The organism is Amycolatopsis sp. DG1A-15b (assembly GCF_030285645.1).
In the GTDB taxonomy this organism is placed as follows: Bacteria; Actinomycetota; Actinomycetes; order Mycobacteriales; family Pseudonocardiaceae; genus Amycolatopsis.
This window is the reverse complement of record NZ_CP127296.1, coordinates 5,466,492-5,482,170: the sequence shown is the minus strand read 5'-3', so window position 1 is coordinate 5,482,170 and position 15,679 is coordinate 5,466,492. Positions and strand designations below refer to the sequence as shown.

Below are 15,679 nucleotides of genomic sequence, written 5' to 3'. Positions count from 1 at the left end.
CCGCTCAGACGCCGCCGCGGAAGGTGGCTCTCCCCGAGACCCACCTTCCACGTCGGCCGCCCGGCCCAGCAGCACACGTCGCACCGGTGAGAGGACAGACAGGTGACAGACACCACGGGCGTGATCGACGACCTGACCGCCGAGGGCGCAGCAGTGGACGCCCTCGTCGCCGGCTTGCCGGAGGCCGGGTGGGACACGCCCAGCCCGGCGCCGGGCTGGACGGTCCGCCACCAGATCGCGCACCTCGCGTTCATCTTCCGGATCGCCGGCCTCGCGGCCGCGCAGCCGGAAGCCTTCGTCGAGATGACCCGGGCCACAGCCGCGATCGGCTTTGACAACGCGGTCGAAGCGGCACTGCAGGAGTTCCTCCACGACCCCGCCGAGGTGCTGCTGAGCCGCTGGCGCGCCGAGCGCGACGGCGCCATCAAGGCCCTCGCGGCGGTGCCCGGTGACCAGCTGGTGCCGTGGCTGGTCAACCCGCTGCCGCCGTACGTGCTGGCCTGCGCCGGGATGATGGAGCTGTTCGCGCACGGCCAGGACGTCGCCGACGCGCTGGGCGTGCGCGTCGAGCGCACCGACCGGATCAAGCACCTGGCCGGGTTCGCCGTGCGGGTGCGGGACTTCGGCTACGAGGCACGGAACCTGAAGCCGCCGGCGGAGGAGTTCCGGTTCGAGCTCACCGCGCCCTCGGGCGCCCTCTGGACGTTCGGGCCCGCGGACGCGCAGCAGCGGGTCAGCGGCAGCGCCGAGGACTTCTGCCTGCTCGCCACCCGGCGGCGGCACCGCTTCGATCTCGACCTACAGGCGAAGGGCACGCTGGCGGACCAGTGGCTCGACGTCGCCCAGGCCTACCGCGGGTCGCCCGGCGAGGGGCGCCGCCCCGGCCAGTTCGGCCCGCGACCGTCCTGAGTAGACAGTGTGAGCCCCTTGTCCGAGCGTGCTGACGTGCGGGCGGGGGCAGGGAAAAAGAAGACGGTCCGCGCCACCGGAGGAGATGCTGGACTCCGTGACCCGGCGGACCGGGTGAATCCGGGCAGCGGCGCCGCCGCGGCCCGAAGGCGGAGACGGCGGCGGGACCGGTGTCCCGCCCCGGAGGACAACGGGAACCTGATGGTTCCGGTGATACGGGGCTCGAGAGCCAGTGGGAGTGCGGTGGCATGAGCGTAGAGCGGATTTCGATCGTCGGTATCGGTCTCCGATACCCCGATGCGAGTTCTCCGGAGGAGCTCTGGGAAAACGTGCTGGCCGGGCGCCGTGCGTTCCGCAGGCTGCCGGACGAACGGATGAACCGGGCGGACTACTACTCGCCCGACCCGAAGGCGCCGGACCGCTTCTACGCGTCCAAGGCGGCCGTGCTGCGGGACTACGAGTTCGACCGGGTGGCGCACAAGGTCGCCGGCAGTACCTTCCGGGCGACCGACACGACGCACTGGCTGGCGCTCGACGTCGCCGCCGCGGCGCTGGCGGACGCCGGTTTCGGTGAAGGCGACGGAGCCCCGCGGCAGAGCACCGGTGTGGTCATCGGCAACAGCCTCACGGGCGAGTTCTCCCGGGCGAACATCATGCGGCTGCGCTGGCCGTACGTCCGCCGCACGGTCGCGGCGGCGCTGACCGCCCGCGGCTGGGAGGACGAGGACACCGCGAGCTTCCTGCGTGAACTCGAGGTCCAGTACAAGGAACCGTTCCCCGAGATCAACGAGGACAGCCTCGCCGGTGGCCTGGCGAACACCATCGCCGGTCGCGTGTGCAACCACTTCGACTTCGCCGGCGGCGGCTACACCGTCGACGGCGCCTGCTCGTCCTCGCTGCTGTCCGTGGTGACCGCGGCCAACGCGCTCGTGCAGGGCGACCTCGACCTCGCCATCGCCGGCGGCGTCGACCTCTCGATCGACCCGTTCGAGGTGATCGGCTTCGCGAAGACCGGCGCGCTGGCCAAGCGCGAGATGAAGGTCTACGACGCCGACTCCAACGGCTTCTGGCCCGGTGAGGGCTCGGGCATGCTCGTCCTGATGCGCGAGAGCGACGCGCTGGAGCAGGGCCGGCGGATCTACGCGTCGATCGGCGGCTGGGGCGTCTCCTCCGACGGCAAGGGCGGCATCACGCGGCCCGAGGCCGCCGGGCACCGGCTGGCCCTCAAGCGCGCCTACGACCGCGCCGGGTACGGCGTCGAGAGCGTCTCCTACTTCGAGGGCCACGGCACCGGCACCGCGCTGGGTGACGCCACCGAGATCGAGGCGCTGTCCACCGCCCGCCGCGACGCCGACCCGCTGGCCAAGCAGGCGGCGCTGTCGACCATCAAGGGCAACATCGGGCACACCAAGGCCGCGGCCGGGGTCGCCGGCCTGATCAAGGCGACGCTGGCGGTGTACCACCAGGTCATCCCGCCGGCCACCGGGCACTATGAGCCGCACGAGTCGCTGACCGGGTCGTCGGCGCGGATGTACGTCCCGCGCGACGCGTCCCTCTGGCCGACGGACCAGCCGGTGCGCGCCGGCGTCTCCGCGATGGGCTTCGGCGGCATCAACTCCCACGTCACCGTCACCGAGGCGCCGACCGCCGCGCGCCGCCGCGAGCTCGACGAGCGGGCCCGCACCCTGGTGGCCGGCCGGCAGGACGCCGAGCTGCTGCTGTTCGACGCCGACGACGTCGCGACCCTGCGCGGGAACATCGCGGCGACGCTGGAGGTCGTGCCCAAGCTGTCGTTCGCCGAGCTGACCGACCTCGCCGGTGAGCTGGCCGGGAGGCTGGCCGGCCGGGCGGTGCGCGCCGCGGTCGTCGCGGCCAACCCGGAGCATGCCGAGCGGAAGCTGACGAAGCTGCTGGAACAGCTGGAGTCCGATGACTCGGTCTTCGACTCGGCCGACGGCATCTTCGCGAGCAGCCGCGGCACCGCGCCGAAGATCGGCTACCTGTTCCCCGGTCAGGGTTCCGGACGCGGCGGCGACAGCGCCCTGCGCCGCCGGTTCACCGCGGCCGAGGAGGTCTACCGCGCCGCGGCCCTGCCGGTCACCGGCGACCAGGTCGCCACCGAGGTGGCCCAGCCGCGGATCGTCACCGGTTCGCTGGCCGCGCTGCGGGTGCTGCGTTCCTTCGGCATCGAGGCCGCCACCGCGACCGGGCACAGCCTCGGCGAGCTGACCGCCCTGCACTGGGGCGGCGCGCTCGACGAACGCGGGTTGCTGGAGCTGGCGAAGGTCCGCGGCAAGGTGATGGCCACGACGACCGGCGACGGCACCGGTGCCATGGCCGGGATCGCCGCCTCGCCCGGCCGGGTCGAGGAACTGGGCCTGGGCACCGACGTCGTCATCGCCGGGTACAACGCGCCCGAGCAGACCGTGATCTCCGGCCCGGCCGGATCGATCGACAAGATCGTCGCCCGGGCCAAGGCCCAGGGCGTCGGCGCGACCCGCATCAAGGTCTCGCACGCCTTCCACTCGCCGGCCGTCGAACCGGCCGCGAACGCGATGACCGAGCGGCTGGGCGAATTCACCTTCGCCCGGCTCGAGCGGCCCGTCGTCTCGACGGTCAGCGGCGAGGTGCTGCACACCGCCGAGAACCTGCCCGAGCTGCTGCGCGACCAGATCGTGCTGCCGGTCCGCTTCCGCGAAGCCGCCGCCAAGGTGGCCGAGCGCAGCGACCTGGTGGTCGAGGTCGGCCCCGGCCGGGTGCTGACCGGGCTCTTCGAGGAGATCGCGCCGGAGACGCCGGTGCTCGCGATCGACACGGACAACGCGTCGCTGCAGGCTCTGCTGCGGGTCGTCGGCGCGGCGTTCGCGCTCGGCGCCCCGATCACGACCGACGCGCTGTTCGAAGGGCGCGTCGTGCGCGCCCTGCCCGCCGACGGCGAGTTCAACTTCCTCGCCAGCCCCTGCGAGGCGGCGCCGTCGATCGACAGCGAGCTGGCCGCCGAGCTCGCCGCGGAGAAGGCCCAGGCCGCCGACGCCGACGCCACCGGCGAGTCCGACTCCGGGTCGACCCTGGACCTGCTGCGCAAGCTCGCCGCCGAGCGCGTCGAGCTGCCGCTGGAGGCCGTCACGGCCGACACCCACCCGCTCGACGACCTGCACCTGTCGTCGATCACGGTCGGGCAGCTGGTCAACGACGTCACCCGGGCGCTGGGCCGGCCCGCGCTCGAAGGCATGCCGAACTTCGCGACGGTGTGCCTCGGTGAGCTCGCCGAGATGATCGACGAGCTGGCGCAGACGGCGAAGCCGTCCGACTCGGGGGCCGGCGAAGCCCCGGGCGTCGGTCCGTGGGTCCGGCCGTTCGCGGTCGAGTACGTGCCCGCGCCGCGGCCCTCGGCCGACTTGACGCCGGGTGCCGGCCGCGCCGACTGGCGGGTCTTCTCGACCGCACGGCACCCGCTGGCCGAACCGCTGAAGGCCGCGCTCGCCGGGTCCGGCGTCGGGGACGGCGTCCTGCTCTGCCTGCCGGCGGACTGCGACTCCAGCCACGTCGGGCTGTTCCTCGACGCCGGCCGCGCCGTCATGGCCGCCCCGAACGGCACGCGCTTCGTGGTCGTGCACCACGGCTACGGCGCCGCCGGCCTGGCCAGGACCCTGCGCCTGGAGGACCCCTCGGCGAAGACGACGATCGTCGACCTCGCCGACCCCGCCCCCGCAGGGGCGGACGCCATCACCGAAGCCGTGCACACCGTGGTGGCCGAGGTCGCCGGGACCACGGACTTCACCGAAGCCCGCTACGGCGCCGACGGCGGGCGCACGGTGCCGCGGCTGTCCGCGCTGCCGGCCCCCAAGGCCGGCCCGATCCGCGACTCGCTGGACTCCTCCGACGTCCTGCTGGTCACCGGGGGCGGCAAGGGCATCACCGCGGAGAGCGCGCTGGCGCTGGCCAAGGACTCCGGGGCCAAGCTGGCCCTGCTCGGGCGCAGTGACCCGGAGACCGACACCGAGCTGGCGGAGAACCTCGACCGCATGGAGGCGGCGGGCATCCGCTACCGCTACGAGCGCGCCGACGTCACCAGCGCACCCCAGATCGCCGAGGCGGTCGCCCGGGTCCAGGCCGAGCTCGGCACGGTCACCGCGGTGCTGCACGGCGCCGGCCGCAACGAGCCGGCCGCTCTGTTCAGCCTGACCGAGGACAGCTTCCGCAAGACCCTCGCCCCGAAGATCGGCGGGCTCAACGCGGTGCTCGCCGCGGTGGACCAGGACAAGATCAAGCTCCTGGTCACCTTCGGCAGCATCATCGGCCGGGCGGGCCTGCGCGGGGAAGCGCACTACGCCACGGCGAACGACTGGATGACCGAGCTGACCCTGCGCTTCGGCCAGGAGCACCCGCAGGCGCGGGCGATCGCGCTGGAGTGGTCGGTCTGGTCCGGTACCGGCATGGGCGAGAAACTCGGCGTGGTCAGCGCCCTGATGCGCGACGGCATCACGCCGATCCCGACCGAGGAGGGCATCACCATCCTCCGCCAGGTGCTGGCCGACCCGGCCGCGCCGCCGGTGCTGGTGGTCTGCGGCCGCACGTCGGGCCTGGCCACGCTGCCGATCCAGAAGCGCGAGCTGCCGCTGTCCCGGTTCGTCGACCGCGCGGTCGTGCACTACCCGGGCGTCGAGCTGATCACCGAGGCGGACCTGTCCGACGGGGCGGACCCGTACCTGACCGACCACCTGCTGGACGGGCAGCTGCTGTTCCCCGCGGTCATCGGCATGGAGGCCATGACGCAGGCCGCGGCCGCGACGCTGGACCGCACCGGCACCCCGGTGCTGTCGGACGTCGAGTTCCTCCGGCCGATCATCGTCTCGCCGGGCGGGTCGACCACGATCCGGCTGGCCACGCTGGCTCGCGACGCCGACACCGTCGACGTCGTGATCCGCAGCGACGAGACCGGCTTCAGCGCCGACCACTTCAAGGCGCGGCTGAGCTTCGCCCGGCCGGCGGAGATCGGCGAGCGGGCGGCGCGGGACGTCGCGCTGCCGCCGGTTCCGGTGGAGCCGATCAGCGAGCTGTACGGCTCGGTCCTGTTCCAGGGCAAGCGGTTCCAGCGGGTCCTCGGCTACCGCCGGGCGAGCGCCCGGCACGCGGTCGCCGAGATCTCGACCAGCGCGGACCACTCCTGGTTCGCCCCGTTCCTCCCGCAGGAGCGGCTGCTGGCCGACCCCGGCACCCGGGACGCGATGATGCACGCGATCCAGTGCTGCGTCCCGGACGCGACGCTGCTGCCGCAGGGGATCGAGAAGCTGTACCTGGCCGAGCTGGGCGCCCAGCACGACGAGTACGTGCTGCTGGACGCGAAGGAACGCAGCCAGGACGGCGACAGCTACGTCTACGACCTCGACGTGCGCAACCCGGACGGGACGCTGGTCGAGCGCTGGGAAGGCCTGAAGCTGCGCGCGGTCCGCAAGCGCGACGGCGCCGGGCCGTGGGTCCCGTCGATGCTCGGGTCCTATGTGGAGCGTGCCTGCGAGCGGCTGCTCGGCGGGACGCGGGCGGTGGTGCTGGAACCGGACCCGGCCGGGCACCCGGCCGAGGGCGTCGCCGAGCGGCGGGCGCAGACCGCGCTGGCCGCGGGCCGGGCGCTCGACCGGCCGGTCGAGGTCCGGTACCGCCCGGACGGCAAGCCGGAGTGCGACGGCGGTGTGCACGTCACCGCGTCGCACACCTCGGAGCTGACCCTCGTGGCCGCCGGCCCCGACCAGGTCGCCTGCGACATCGAGACGGCGATCGAACGCACCGAAGAGGACTGGGCCGGGCTGCTGGGCGAGGAACTGCTCGCCCTCGGCCGCCTGCTGGCCGCGGACACCGGGGAACCGATCAGCGTCGCCAACACGCGGGTCTGGAGCGCCCTGGAGTGCGTCCGCAAGACCGGCTCGATGACCCAGGCGCTGACCGTGCGCCAGGTCGACGCCGACGGGTGGGCGCTGCTCGCCTCCGGCAGCGCCCGGATCGCCACCTGGTCGACCACCGTCAACGACCGGACCGACCCGATCGTCTTCGCCGTGCTCCACGCAGAGGGGAACTGAGATGTCCGACTACTACGAGATCCGCCACACGGTCGGCTTCGAAGAGACCAACCTGGTGGGCAACGTGTACTACGTGAACTACGTGCGCTGGCAGGGCCGCTGCCGCGAGATGTTCCTCAAGGAGAAGGCCCCGGCGGTGCTCGAGGAGGTCCGGCACGACCTCAAGCTGTTCACCCTCAAGGTGGAGTGCGAGTTCTTCGCCGAGATCACCGCGTTCGACGAGCTGTCCATCCGGCTGCGGCTGGAGGAGCTCACCTCGACGCAGATCCAGTTCGCCTTCGACTACGTCCACCTCACCGAGGGCGGCGACGAGCGGCTGGTGGCGCGGGGACGGCAACGCATCGCCTGCATGCGCGGGCCCAACACGGCCACCGTGCCGTCGCGGGTCCCCGAGCAGCTGCGCGAGGCGCTGGTGCCCTACTCGACGGCCGCGGTCAACGGCAAGGGAGCCTGAAGTGGGCGACGAACGAGAGTCCTCCGAGACGACCGTGCTCAAGCGCCTCCCGACGTCGCCGGCACGCCGCGGTTTCACCGCCCAGCAGGGGCTGCGCCAGGTGATGGCGCAGTTCGCCAGCGGCGTGACGGTCCTGACGGCGGGCGGCGAGGACGCGCACGGGATGACCGCGAACGCGTTCTCGTCGGTCTCGCTGGAACCCCCGATGGTGCTGTGCTGCGTGTCGAAGGCGGCTCGCATGCACAACTCCATCATCACGGCGGGGGCGTTCGGCGTGAACATCCTCGCCGCCGGGCAGCAGGACCTGTCGAAGTACTTCGCCGACTGGCGGCGGCCCGACGGGCTGGCCCAGTTCGACGCCGTGGGCTGGACGGCGGGGGCGCACACCGGCGCCCCCCTGCTCAACGGAACGCTGGCCTGGCTGGAGTGCGAGCTGGCCGAGACGCTCGAAGGTGGTGACCACTCGATCTTCCTCGGCCGGGTGCTCGCCACCAGCCGCGGCACCGGGGACCACGCGCTGGTCTTCTACGGCGGCGGCTACCACGAGGTCGACGGGCGCGCCCGCGCGGCGTGAGGGGAGCGGAGTCATGGTGATCGCGGTGACCGGCGGGACCGGGTTCCTCGGTGCCCACACGGTCGCGCTGCTGGTGGCGGCCGGAGCCCGGGTGCGCGTGCTCGCCCGGGTCCCGGCCGCCGGGACCGTGCCGGACGGCGTCGAGGTCGTGCCGGGCGACGTCACCGACGAGGTGGCGGTCGCCCGGCTGGTCGCGGGCGCGGACGCCGTCCTGCACGCGGCCGGCGTCTACTCGTTCGACAGCCGCCGCCGGGCCGAGCTGGCGCGGGTGAACGTGGCCGGCACGGAGACGGTGCTGGCGGCCGCGCGGGCCGCCGGCGCCGGGCGGATCGTGCACGTCTCGACCGTGGGTGCGCTGTACCCGGCGGCCGGGAGCATCGGGCCGGAGACGCCGGTGGGCACGTCGCGGGAGCCGTACCTGGCGGCGAAAGCCACGGCGGAGCGGATCGCGCGGCGCCACCGCGACGAGGGTGTCCCGGTGACGATCGTGTACCCGCCGGCGCTGCTCGGGCCGGAGGACCCGCGGCTGGGCGACCAGAACGCCCGCCTGCGCGACCTGCTGCGCGGGCTGATGCCGTTCTGGCCGTCCGGTGGGCTGCCGATCGGCGACGTCCGCGACACGGCCGCCCAGCTGGCGGCGGTGCTGACGGCCCCGGGGCCGGTGGGGCCCGCGTACTTCGGGCCCGGCCACTTCGTGACCACCCGCGGTTACCTGGACCTGGTTCGCGCGGCGACCGGCCGCCGGCTGCCCGCGGTGTTCCTCCCGCCCGCGCTCCTGACCCCGGTCGGGCGCCTGGGCGGGCTGCTGCAGCGGGCGTGGCCGTGGCACATCCCGGCGGAGCACGGCGCGATCCACGTCTGCGCCGTCGCCGAGCCGGTCGCGCCCACGGCCCCGGACGCGGGAGTCCCGGCCCGCCCGGCGGCCGAGACGGTGACCGACGCCGTTCGCTGGCTGCACGGCGCCGGTGTGCTGACCGCCCGGCAGGCGGGCCGCGCGAGCTCCCGCGGGTTCGCCGCTTCGCCTGCCGCCGGGCGTGCCCGCTGATTTGCCCGCCGCTCCCGGGAAGGCCGGGGGCACCTCGACCGAGGAGGTCACGCTATGACTGCCAGCGACGCCGGCGCTTCCACCGACCCCGGGCGGTTCGTGCCCGAGCCCGCCGAGGTTCCGGTGCGGCCGATGCCCCGGCTCGGGCGCGGCATCGTGTGGTCCGACATCGTCGCCGAGATCGAGCGGGACGACCTCGCGCGGGCCCGGGATGCCGCGTGAGCGGATCGCACGACAACGCCGCCCGGCGGCCGGACGACGCCGAAGTGGTGCCGGTCCCCAGCGGGAGCCGGCGGTCCCGGCCGGTGCGCTCCGCCGAGCCGGGCGAAGCGCGGGTGATCTCGCTGACCCGGCCCGCGGGCGCGGAACCGCCCGCGGCGCCGGACATGCGGCTGCTGCGGCAGCGGCGCGAGGAACTGCGCGCGCACATCGCCGACGGGCAGCTCGACGCCGTCCGCCGGCAGCACTCACTGGGCAAGCTGACCGCCCGCGAGCGGCTCGCCGTACTCCTCGACGACGACTCCTTCCTGGAGCTGGAGCCCTACCGGCGGCACCAGGCGGCGTCCGGGAACCGCCCGCACACCGACGGCGTGATCGCCGGCTCCGGCACCATCGACGGCCGGCGGGTGTTCGTCTACGCCCAGGACTTCACCGTGTTCGGCGGTTCGCTCGGCGAAGCGCACGCGGCGAAGATCCACAAGGTGCTCGACCTCGCGATCGCCAACGGCGCCCCGGTGATCGGGCTCAACGACAGCGGCGGCGCGCGGATCCAGGAGGGCGTGCTCGCGCTCAACGGGTACGGCGGGATCTTCCGCCGCCAGGTCGAGGCGTCCGGCGTGGTGCCGCAGATCAGCGTCGTCCTCGGCCCGTGCGCCGGCGGTGCGGCGTACTCGCCCGCGCTGGCCGACTTCACGTTCATGGTCCGCGACACCTCGCGGATGTACCTGACCGGGCCGGACGTCGTCGCGGCGGTCAGCGGGCACGTCGTGTCGCACGAGGAACTCGGCGGCGCCGACGTCCACGGGTCGTACTCCGGTGTCGCGACGGTGGTGCACGACGACGAGGAGAGCTGCCTCGCCGACGTCCGGTACCTCGTTTCGCTGCTGCCGGCCAACTACCTGGAGCCGGCGCCGGAAACCGCCGAGGTCGGCGCCCGCGACGACTACCGGCCGCGGCTCGCGGAGATCGTGCCGGCCGAGCCGAACCGGCCGTACGACATGCGCGAGGTATTCGCCGAGCTCGCCGACGACGGCGAGTTCTTCGAGCTGCACGAGAGCTGGGCGCGCAACGTGCTCTGCGCGCTCACCCGGATCGACGGCCGGGTCGTGGGGTTCGTCGGCAACCAGCCGTCGGTTTTCGCGGGCGTGCTGGACGGCCCGGCGTCGCAGAAGGCGGCCCGGTTCGTGCGGTTCTGCGACGCCTTCGGCATCCCGCTGGTCAGCCTGGTGGACGTGCCGGGCTTCCTACCGGGTGTCGAGCAGGAACGCAGCGGCATCATCCGCCAGGGCGCGCAGCTGCTGCACGCCTACTGCGAGGCGACGGTCCCGCGCATCCAGGTGATCCTGCGCAAGGCGTACGGCGGCGCGTACATCGTGATGGACTCCCGGTCGATCGGGACCGACCTGTCCCTGGCGTGGCCGACCAACCAGATCGCGGTGATGGGCGCGGAGGGCGCGGTGAACGTCCTGCACCGCCGCGACCTCGCGGCGGCAGCCGACCCGGCGGCTTTGCGAGCGAAGCTGGTGGGCGAGTACACCGAGGAGTACCTGAACCCCCAATACGCGGCGGAGCGCGGCCTGGTGGACGACATCATCGACCCGGCGGAGACCCGCGCGGCACTGGCCAGGGGATTGGCGATGCTCCGCGACAAGCGCAAGCCTGCGCCGGCCCGCAAGCACGGCAACCAGCCGATCTGACGGACCGCGGGAGCCCCGGTGACAGAGGACGACGCAACCCGGATCGTGGTGCGGGGCCACCCGCAGGACGCGGAACTCGCGGCTTTGCTGGTGGTCCTGGCGGCGGTGACCCGCGGTGAGGGCGCGCCGGGAGCGACGCCGCGGAGCCCTTGGGCGGACCCGTCCCGGTCGCGCACGGGCCCACCGCGGCCGGGCCCCGGCGCGTGGCGGTTGTCGGGCCTGCCGCGCTGAGGGAGCTGCGGGCGCGGGTCGTGTGCGCTCATCCGGGCCCGCGGCCGGCGTGGTACTGACGGCGGCGGTGGCGGGCGCCGGTTCGGCCGCGCCGACCGGGCGGCGGCGGGCTGCTCGATGCGGCCGCGGTGCGCTGATCGGGTGGTGATCCCCAGACCACCGGGCCGCCGTCGGGCGGACCGGCTCCAGCGCGTGCTCCGCCGGATGGCGGAGCACGTTGTGTTGTCCGGTGCGCCGTTCTGCCGGGATCCCGCTTCGACCATCCACTGTGGATCGTCGAAGCCGGCGGAGCGTGCCGGGGATCCGGTCGTCGAAGTGCCGGACCGCCGGCGCGAGGCGTGTCAGGCTGCCTCCGAGGTGCGCATCCGGCGCAGCTTGCCCGCGATCGTGCTCTCGCGGGCCGCCGGGTAAGTGCTGCAGCTGTCGTGGACGGCCGCGTAGTGGACTTCGCCGTCCAGGAACACCTCCAGGCCCGTGCGGTCGCCCGGTTCGAAGGGGCGGCCGCACGCTGCGCACGTTCGCTGCCTCTCGGCCGCGCTGAGGTGGTTGTTCGGCGGGTGGTGGGAGGTCGTCACGGTGCTCCTTCCGGGTCGTCGTGCTTCCAGTGCACTCCAGGGGTCGGTCATGCGGCCACTTGTGCGCTGCGCACCTGGGTGCATGACCGATTCACGGTCATTCCTCGATCCCAAGGGCGGATGGTGTACCTCACATCGACGGAACCGACGGAATGGAGGAGCCATGGAGACCACGACGCCCGCCGATCGGGCCGCCGGCCCGGAAGCTCGGGGCAGCCGGCACCTGGAGACGGCCCCCGAGGCGGAAAGCGTGCTTCCCCGGGAACGCGAATACCTGCGGGAACACATCGTCCTCGGCTACAACTGAACCCGTCGCATTATCGAAGATGACCTCCGGACTCCGGCCACGCGATACTCGAACGGTCGGGGCCGGGGTGTCACCGGCGCCGCCGGCGGCGGGAGTGCCCGGAGCCGGTCGGACACTCGGTTGGGAGGCCGGCGGATGGCGGTGCGCCTCCAGCTCACTGCTGGCGTCGAGGTGCTCGAACGGTGGGCCGAGTCGGCGCCGCAGGCGGAGCGGAACATTGTTTACGAGGCACTGTTCGCCGTGGGTGACGGATCTGCGTTCCTGGTCTACGACATTTTCGGCGACCCCAGCGATCCGGGTAATTTACTGGTGATGGTGAAACCGGGTCTCGTGGTGAAGATCTTGGTTCAGCGTGCTCATTCCGCGTTCGAGATCCGCTACGTCGGGACGATCGACGACGACCTCGGCGTCCGCGCGTCGCAGCCCGAAGGTGCCGAGCCGGAGTGAACGAAGCGGCCGTGGTCACGCTGGGCGACCCGGCTGGGCTGAACGGGCTAGACAATCACCGGCCCGATCGGCCACAAATGCGTTGCGCGACCGTGCATTCCTCACCTTGACAGCGTCTTCGGCGGTGTGAAAACCTGCCATGAGGCCGCAGGTCAGACCGTTATTTCCGGGGGCTTGAATAACGAGGAGGCTGTACCGTGTCGTCACCAGAATTGCCCGGTCTTGACGTATCGAGCCGCGTGCGGGCGCGCGACATCCAGATGGTGGGTACGGCCGATCTGGCCCGGCGGGTGCTCATGGTCACCGGCGCCATCGACACGACCGACCACGACGTCTCGGTGAGCATCAGCCTGCCGGAAGCCGGCCGGTGGCAGGTGATCAAGGCCGAGACCAACCTGACCGACCAGACCTGGGTCGCGATGCAGGCGGTGATGGACGAGGAGTCGACCTTCGTCGACGACGCCATGCTCATGTCGCCGCAGTTCGCGAAGAGCTTCATGACCCCCGATCAACGCCGCCTCACGTTCTACGACGGCGAGGTCCGCCCCGGGGAAACGGTGCTGAAGACCTATTCGATGGAGACCGGCGGCCGCAAGCCGACCTACTTCTACTCGCGCTACAGCCCGATCGCCACCGACAGCGCCGAGAAGTCGCGCCAGACGCTCGACGAGCTGGTCGCGGACGGTATGCGGCAGCGGCCCGTGATCGAGCTCATCGTGCCGGTGACCGTGATCGGCTGAGCGCGCCCAGGACGGAAGCGGTCTGGTGATCAAGTTCATCCCCGAGCCCCGGCTGCTCGAGTCGCCGCGCGGCCGGCACTGGCCCCGGCCGTCGGCCCCGGCGCCGCCGCCACGGGACCCGGTCCCGCCCACCACCGCGGACGTCGTCATCGTCGGCGCGGGCCCCGCCGGGCTGGCGGTGGCGTCCGCGCTCTGGCACCACGGCGTCACCGAGCTGGTCGTGCTGGACCGGGAAGGCCGCTCGTGCGGCCGGTTCTTCGACCGCATCGACCGGCTGGACCAGCGGGTGCTGCGGTCGCCGTACGAACACCACCCCGGCGTCGAGGGCTTCCGCGACTGCGAGCTGCTCGACTTCGCCCGGCTGCACTGGGGCCGGCTCACCCCGGTCGAGCGCCGGGAGATCCGGATGGCGCAGGCCGGTCACCGGTCCGTCGTGCCGGTCGACGTCTTCCACGCCTACACCGACCACCTCGCGGTCACCCACCACGTCCGGGACAAGCTGTGGTGCGCCTCGGTGACCGGGGTGCACCCGGACGGCGACGGGGTGGCCGTGCACACCACCCGCTCGACCGTCCGCGCCCGGCACGTCGTGCTGTGCCTCGGCGAGGAACGCCGGACCGCCCCCGAGCGGTGGTGGGGCGGTGGCCCGCCGCCCGCCGCCGTGTCGTACTGGGACGAGCCGCCGCCCGGCCCCGGCGAGCGGCAGATCGTGGTCGGCGCCGGGCTCACCGCGGCCCACCTCATCGCCGCGGCGCTCGACGGCGGCCGCGAGGTGCACTGGGTGGTGCGCGAAGCCCGGGAGCACTACCAGTGCGCCGACGTGAACTCCACCTTCTTCCGGCCCGAGGGCCGGAAGCGGTTCGACGGCGTCGGCTGGTCCGAGCGCCTCGACCTCACCGCCGAGTTCCGCCGTGCCTCCATCATGTTCGAGTTCCGGCCGCTGCTCGAACGGGCCGAGGCCGAAGGCCGCCTGGTCGTGCACCGCGGGGAAGCCGTCAAGGAAGTCTCCGCCGGCGTCACCGGGACGGCCGTGGTGCGGCTGGAGAGCGGCCGTCGCGTCGACGCCGACCACGCCGTGCTGGCGCTCGGCACGATCCCCTCGATAGGAACCGGGCTGCTGCCCGCCGGGCTCGTCGGGGCCCGGGACGGCTGGCCGGACCTGGACGAGGCGACGCTGTCCTACCGGCACGCGCCCGCGGTGTCGGTCGTCGGGGCCGCGGCGGGGATGGTGCTCGGCCCGGCCTCCCGCAACATCGACGGGCACCGGGTGGCGACCGCCCGGGTCGCCGCGGCGGTGGCCGCCCGGCTGCGGGGCGCTGCTCTCGACCTGCGGGTGACGGCCGATGTCTGACCGCGGTGACCTGCGGTTCGTGCTGCCCGACGTCGAGGCGCCCGCCTCGGTCGAAGCCGGCGTCATCCTGCTCGGCCTGGACGCCGACCGGCTGCTGGCCGGCCTGGGTCTCGCCCGGCTGGCGGACGACACCGCGCTCGTGACCCAGGTGGTCGACCAGGCGCGCCACGGAGTGGGCGGGTTCGGGTTCGCCGCACTGGTCGCCTCGGGCGCCGGGTACTGGCGGGAGCTGCGTGCGTTCGCCGGCCACGGGAGCCCGACGGGCTCTCCCGGCGCGTTGCGCCGGGAGTGGGAAGTGGCCCACGCGCTGGCCACGACGGCCGTGCCGGGCGCCGGCGCGGCCACGATCGCTCATCTGACCGCGTGCTCGCTGCGCCGGGCGGACGTGGACCCGCTCGCCGACCGGTACGCCGACGGAACGGAAGGCACCTGATGTCGTACCTGAAGTCCCTGCCGGAGGAAACCACGCTGCTGCAGGTGTTCCAGGCGCACCCGGGCCCGGCGCGGCACCTGCTGGCCTTCCACGAACTGGTGCTGCGCGGCGAATCGCCGTTCACCGAGGGCGAACGCGAGCTGATCGCGGCCTACGTGTCCGGGCTGAACGACTGCGGCTACTGCCACGGCATCCACACGGTGACCGCCGAGGCGTTCGGCGTGCCCGCAGGACTGCTCGCCGCGGCGCTCGACGACCTCGCGACGGCGCCGGTCGGCGACAAGCTCCGGCCCGTGCTGGCCTACGTCGGCAAGCTGACCCGGACGCCGTCCCGGATGACCGACGCCGACGCCGAAGCCGTGTTCGCCGCCGGCTGGGACGAGCGGGCGCTGCACGACGCGGTGCTGGTGTGCGCGTTGTTCAACTTCATGAACCGCATGGTGGAGGGGCTGGGGATCCGCGCGGACGCGGCGTACGCGACGAAGTCCGGGCTGCGGCTGAAGGAAGCCGGGTACGAGGGCCTGGCCGGAATGCTGGCCCCGTAGGCCCGCGCGGCGGCGAATTCCGCGGTCCTCTATAGACCGGGCATTCGAAAAGACGCTCGTGGTTCTCACCTGCGCGCA

The 15,679-nt window shown here is 73.2% G+C and carries 15 protein-coding genes; 14 read left to right on the top strand and 1 reads right to left on the bottom strand.

What is annotated here, in order from left to right:
- Positions 1-102: 102 nt before the first annotated feature.
- From QRY02_RS25060 to QRY02_RS25025, 8 genes are all read left to right on the top strand, one after another.
- Positions 103-909 (top strand): TIGR03084 family metal-binding protein, encoded by an 807-nt coding sequence (locus tag QRY02_RS25060; RefSeq protein WP_285985297.1) that lies wholly within the window; start codon positions 103-105, stop codon positions 907-909.
- A gap of 248 nt (positions 910-1,157) precedes the next feature.
- Positions 1,158-6,983 carry a type I polyketide synthase gene (locus QRY02_RS25055; RefSeq protein WP_285985296.1) on the top strand — a complete coding sequence of 1,942 codons (5,826 nt, stop codon included), beginning with the start codon at positions 1,158-1,160 and terminating at the stop codon, positions 6,981-6,983.
- A gap of 1 nt (position 6,984) precedes the next feature.
- On the top strand, positions 6,985-7,437 hold the full coding sequence (locus QRY02_RS25050; protein ID WP_013228629.1) for an acyl-CoA thioesterase: 453 nt from the start codon (positions 6,985-6,987) through the stop codon (positions 7,435-7,437).
- A gap of 1 nt (position 7,438) precedes the next feature.
- Positions 7,439-8,011 (top strand): flavin reductase family protein, encoded by a 573-nt coding sequence (locus QRY02_RS25045; protein WP_285985295.1) that lies wholly within the window; start codon positions 7,439-7,441, stop codon positions 8,009-8,011.
- A gap of 13 nt (positions 8,012-8,024) precedes the next feature.
- Positions 8,025-9,056 carry an NAD-dependent epimerase/dehydratase family protein gene (locus QRY02_RS25040; protein ID WP_285985294.1) on the top strand — a complete coding sequence of 344 codons (1,032 nt, stop codon included), beginning with the start codon at positions 8,025-8,027 and terminating at the stop codon, positions 9,054-9,056.
- A gap of 54 nt (positions 9,057-9,110) precedes the next feature.
- On the top strand, positions 9,111-9,278 hold the full coding sequence (locus QRY02_RS25035; protein ID WP_285985293.1) for a DUF6222 family protein: 168 nt from the start codon (positions 9,111-9,113) through the stop codon (positions 9,276-9,278).
- On the top strand, positions 9,275-10,972 hold the full coding sequence (locus QRY02_RS25030) for an acyl-CoA carboxylase subunit beta (RefSeq protein ID WP_285985292.1): 1,698 nt from the start codon (positions 9,275-9,277) through the stop codon (positions 10,970-10,972). Before QRY02_RS25035 ends, QRY02_RS25030 begins: the two co-directional genes overlap by 4 nt.
- 18 nt (positions 10,973-10,990) lie before the next feature.
- The gene (locus QRY02_RS25025) at positions 10,991-11,203 is read left to right on the top strand and encodes an acyl-CoA carboxylase epsilon subunit (RefSeq protein WP_285985291.1); all 213 of its coding nucleotides are present in this window, start codon (positions 10,991-10,993) and stop codon (positions 11,201-11,203) included.
- A 341-nt stretch (positions 11,204-11,544) separates the two neighbouring features.
- Here the strand turns inward: QRY02_RS25025 and QRY02_RS25020 are convergent, their stop codons facing one another.
- The gene (locus tag QRY02_RS25020) at positions 11,545-11,778 is read right to left on the bottom strand and encodes a hypothetical protein (RefSeq protein ID WP_285985290.1); all 234 of its coding nucleotides are present in this window, start codon (positions 11,776-11,778) and stop codon (positions 11,545-11,547) included.
- 163 nt (positions 11,779-11,941) lie between these two features.
- Between QRY02_RS25020 and QRY02_RS25015 the strand changes: the two genes are divergently transcribed.
- From QRY02_RS25015 to QRY02_RS24990, 6 genes are all read left to right on the top strand, one after another.
- Positions 11,942-12,085, top strand: coding sequence for a hypothetical protein (locus tag QRY02_RS25015; protein WP_285985289.1), 144 nt, complete (start codon positions 11,942-11,944; stop codon positions 12,083-12,085).
- Between the two features lie 135 nt (positions 12,086-12,220).
- A complete protein-coding gene (locus QRY02_RS25010) occupies positions 12,221-12,532 on the top strand; it encodes a DUF6235 family protein (protein ID WP_285985288.1) in 312 nt (103 codons plus the stop codon).
- A gap of 260 nt (positions 12,533-12,792) precedes the next feature.
- Positions 12,793-13,272, top strand: a complete 480-nt coding sequence (locus tag QRY02_RS25005) for a DUF6423 family protein (protein WP_353069583.1) — start codon at positions 12,793-12,795, stop codon at positions 13,270-13,272.
- Positions 13,273-13,297: 25 nt separating this feature from the next.
- Positions 13,298-14,623 carry an FAD/NAD(P)-binding protein gene (locus tag QRY02_RS25000; RefSeq protein WP_285985286.1) on the top strand — a complete coding sequence of 442 codons (1,326 nt, stop codon included), beginning with the start codon at positions 13,298-13,300 and terminating at the stop codon, positions 14,621-14,623.
- The gene (locus QRY02_RS24995; protein ID WP_285985285.1) at positions 14,616-15,056 is read left to right on the top strand and encodes a DUF6187 family protein; all 441 of its coding nucleotides are present in this window, start codon (positions 14,616-14,618) and stop codon (positions 15,054-15,056) included. Before QRY02_RS25000 ends, QRY02_RS24995 begins: the two co-directional genes overlap by 8 nt.
- A complete protein-coding gene (locus QRY02_RS24990; RefSeq protein WP_285985284.1) occupies positions 15,056-15,601 on the top strand; it encodes a carboxymuconolactone decarboxylase family protein in 546 nt (181 codons plus the stop codon). The genes QRY02_RS24995 and QRY02_RS24990 overlap by 1 nt, the downstream gene beginning before the upstream one ends.
- Positions 15,602-15,679: the final 78 nt, after the last annotated feature.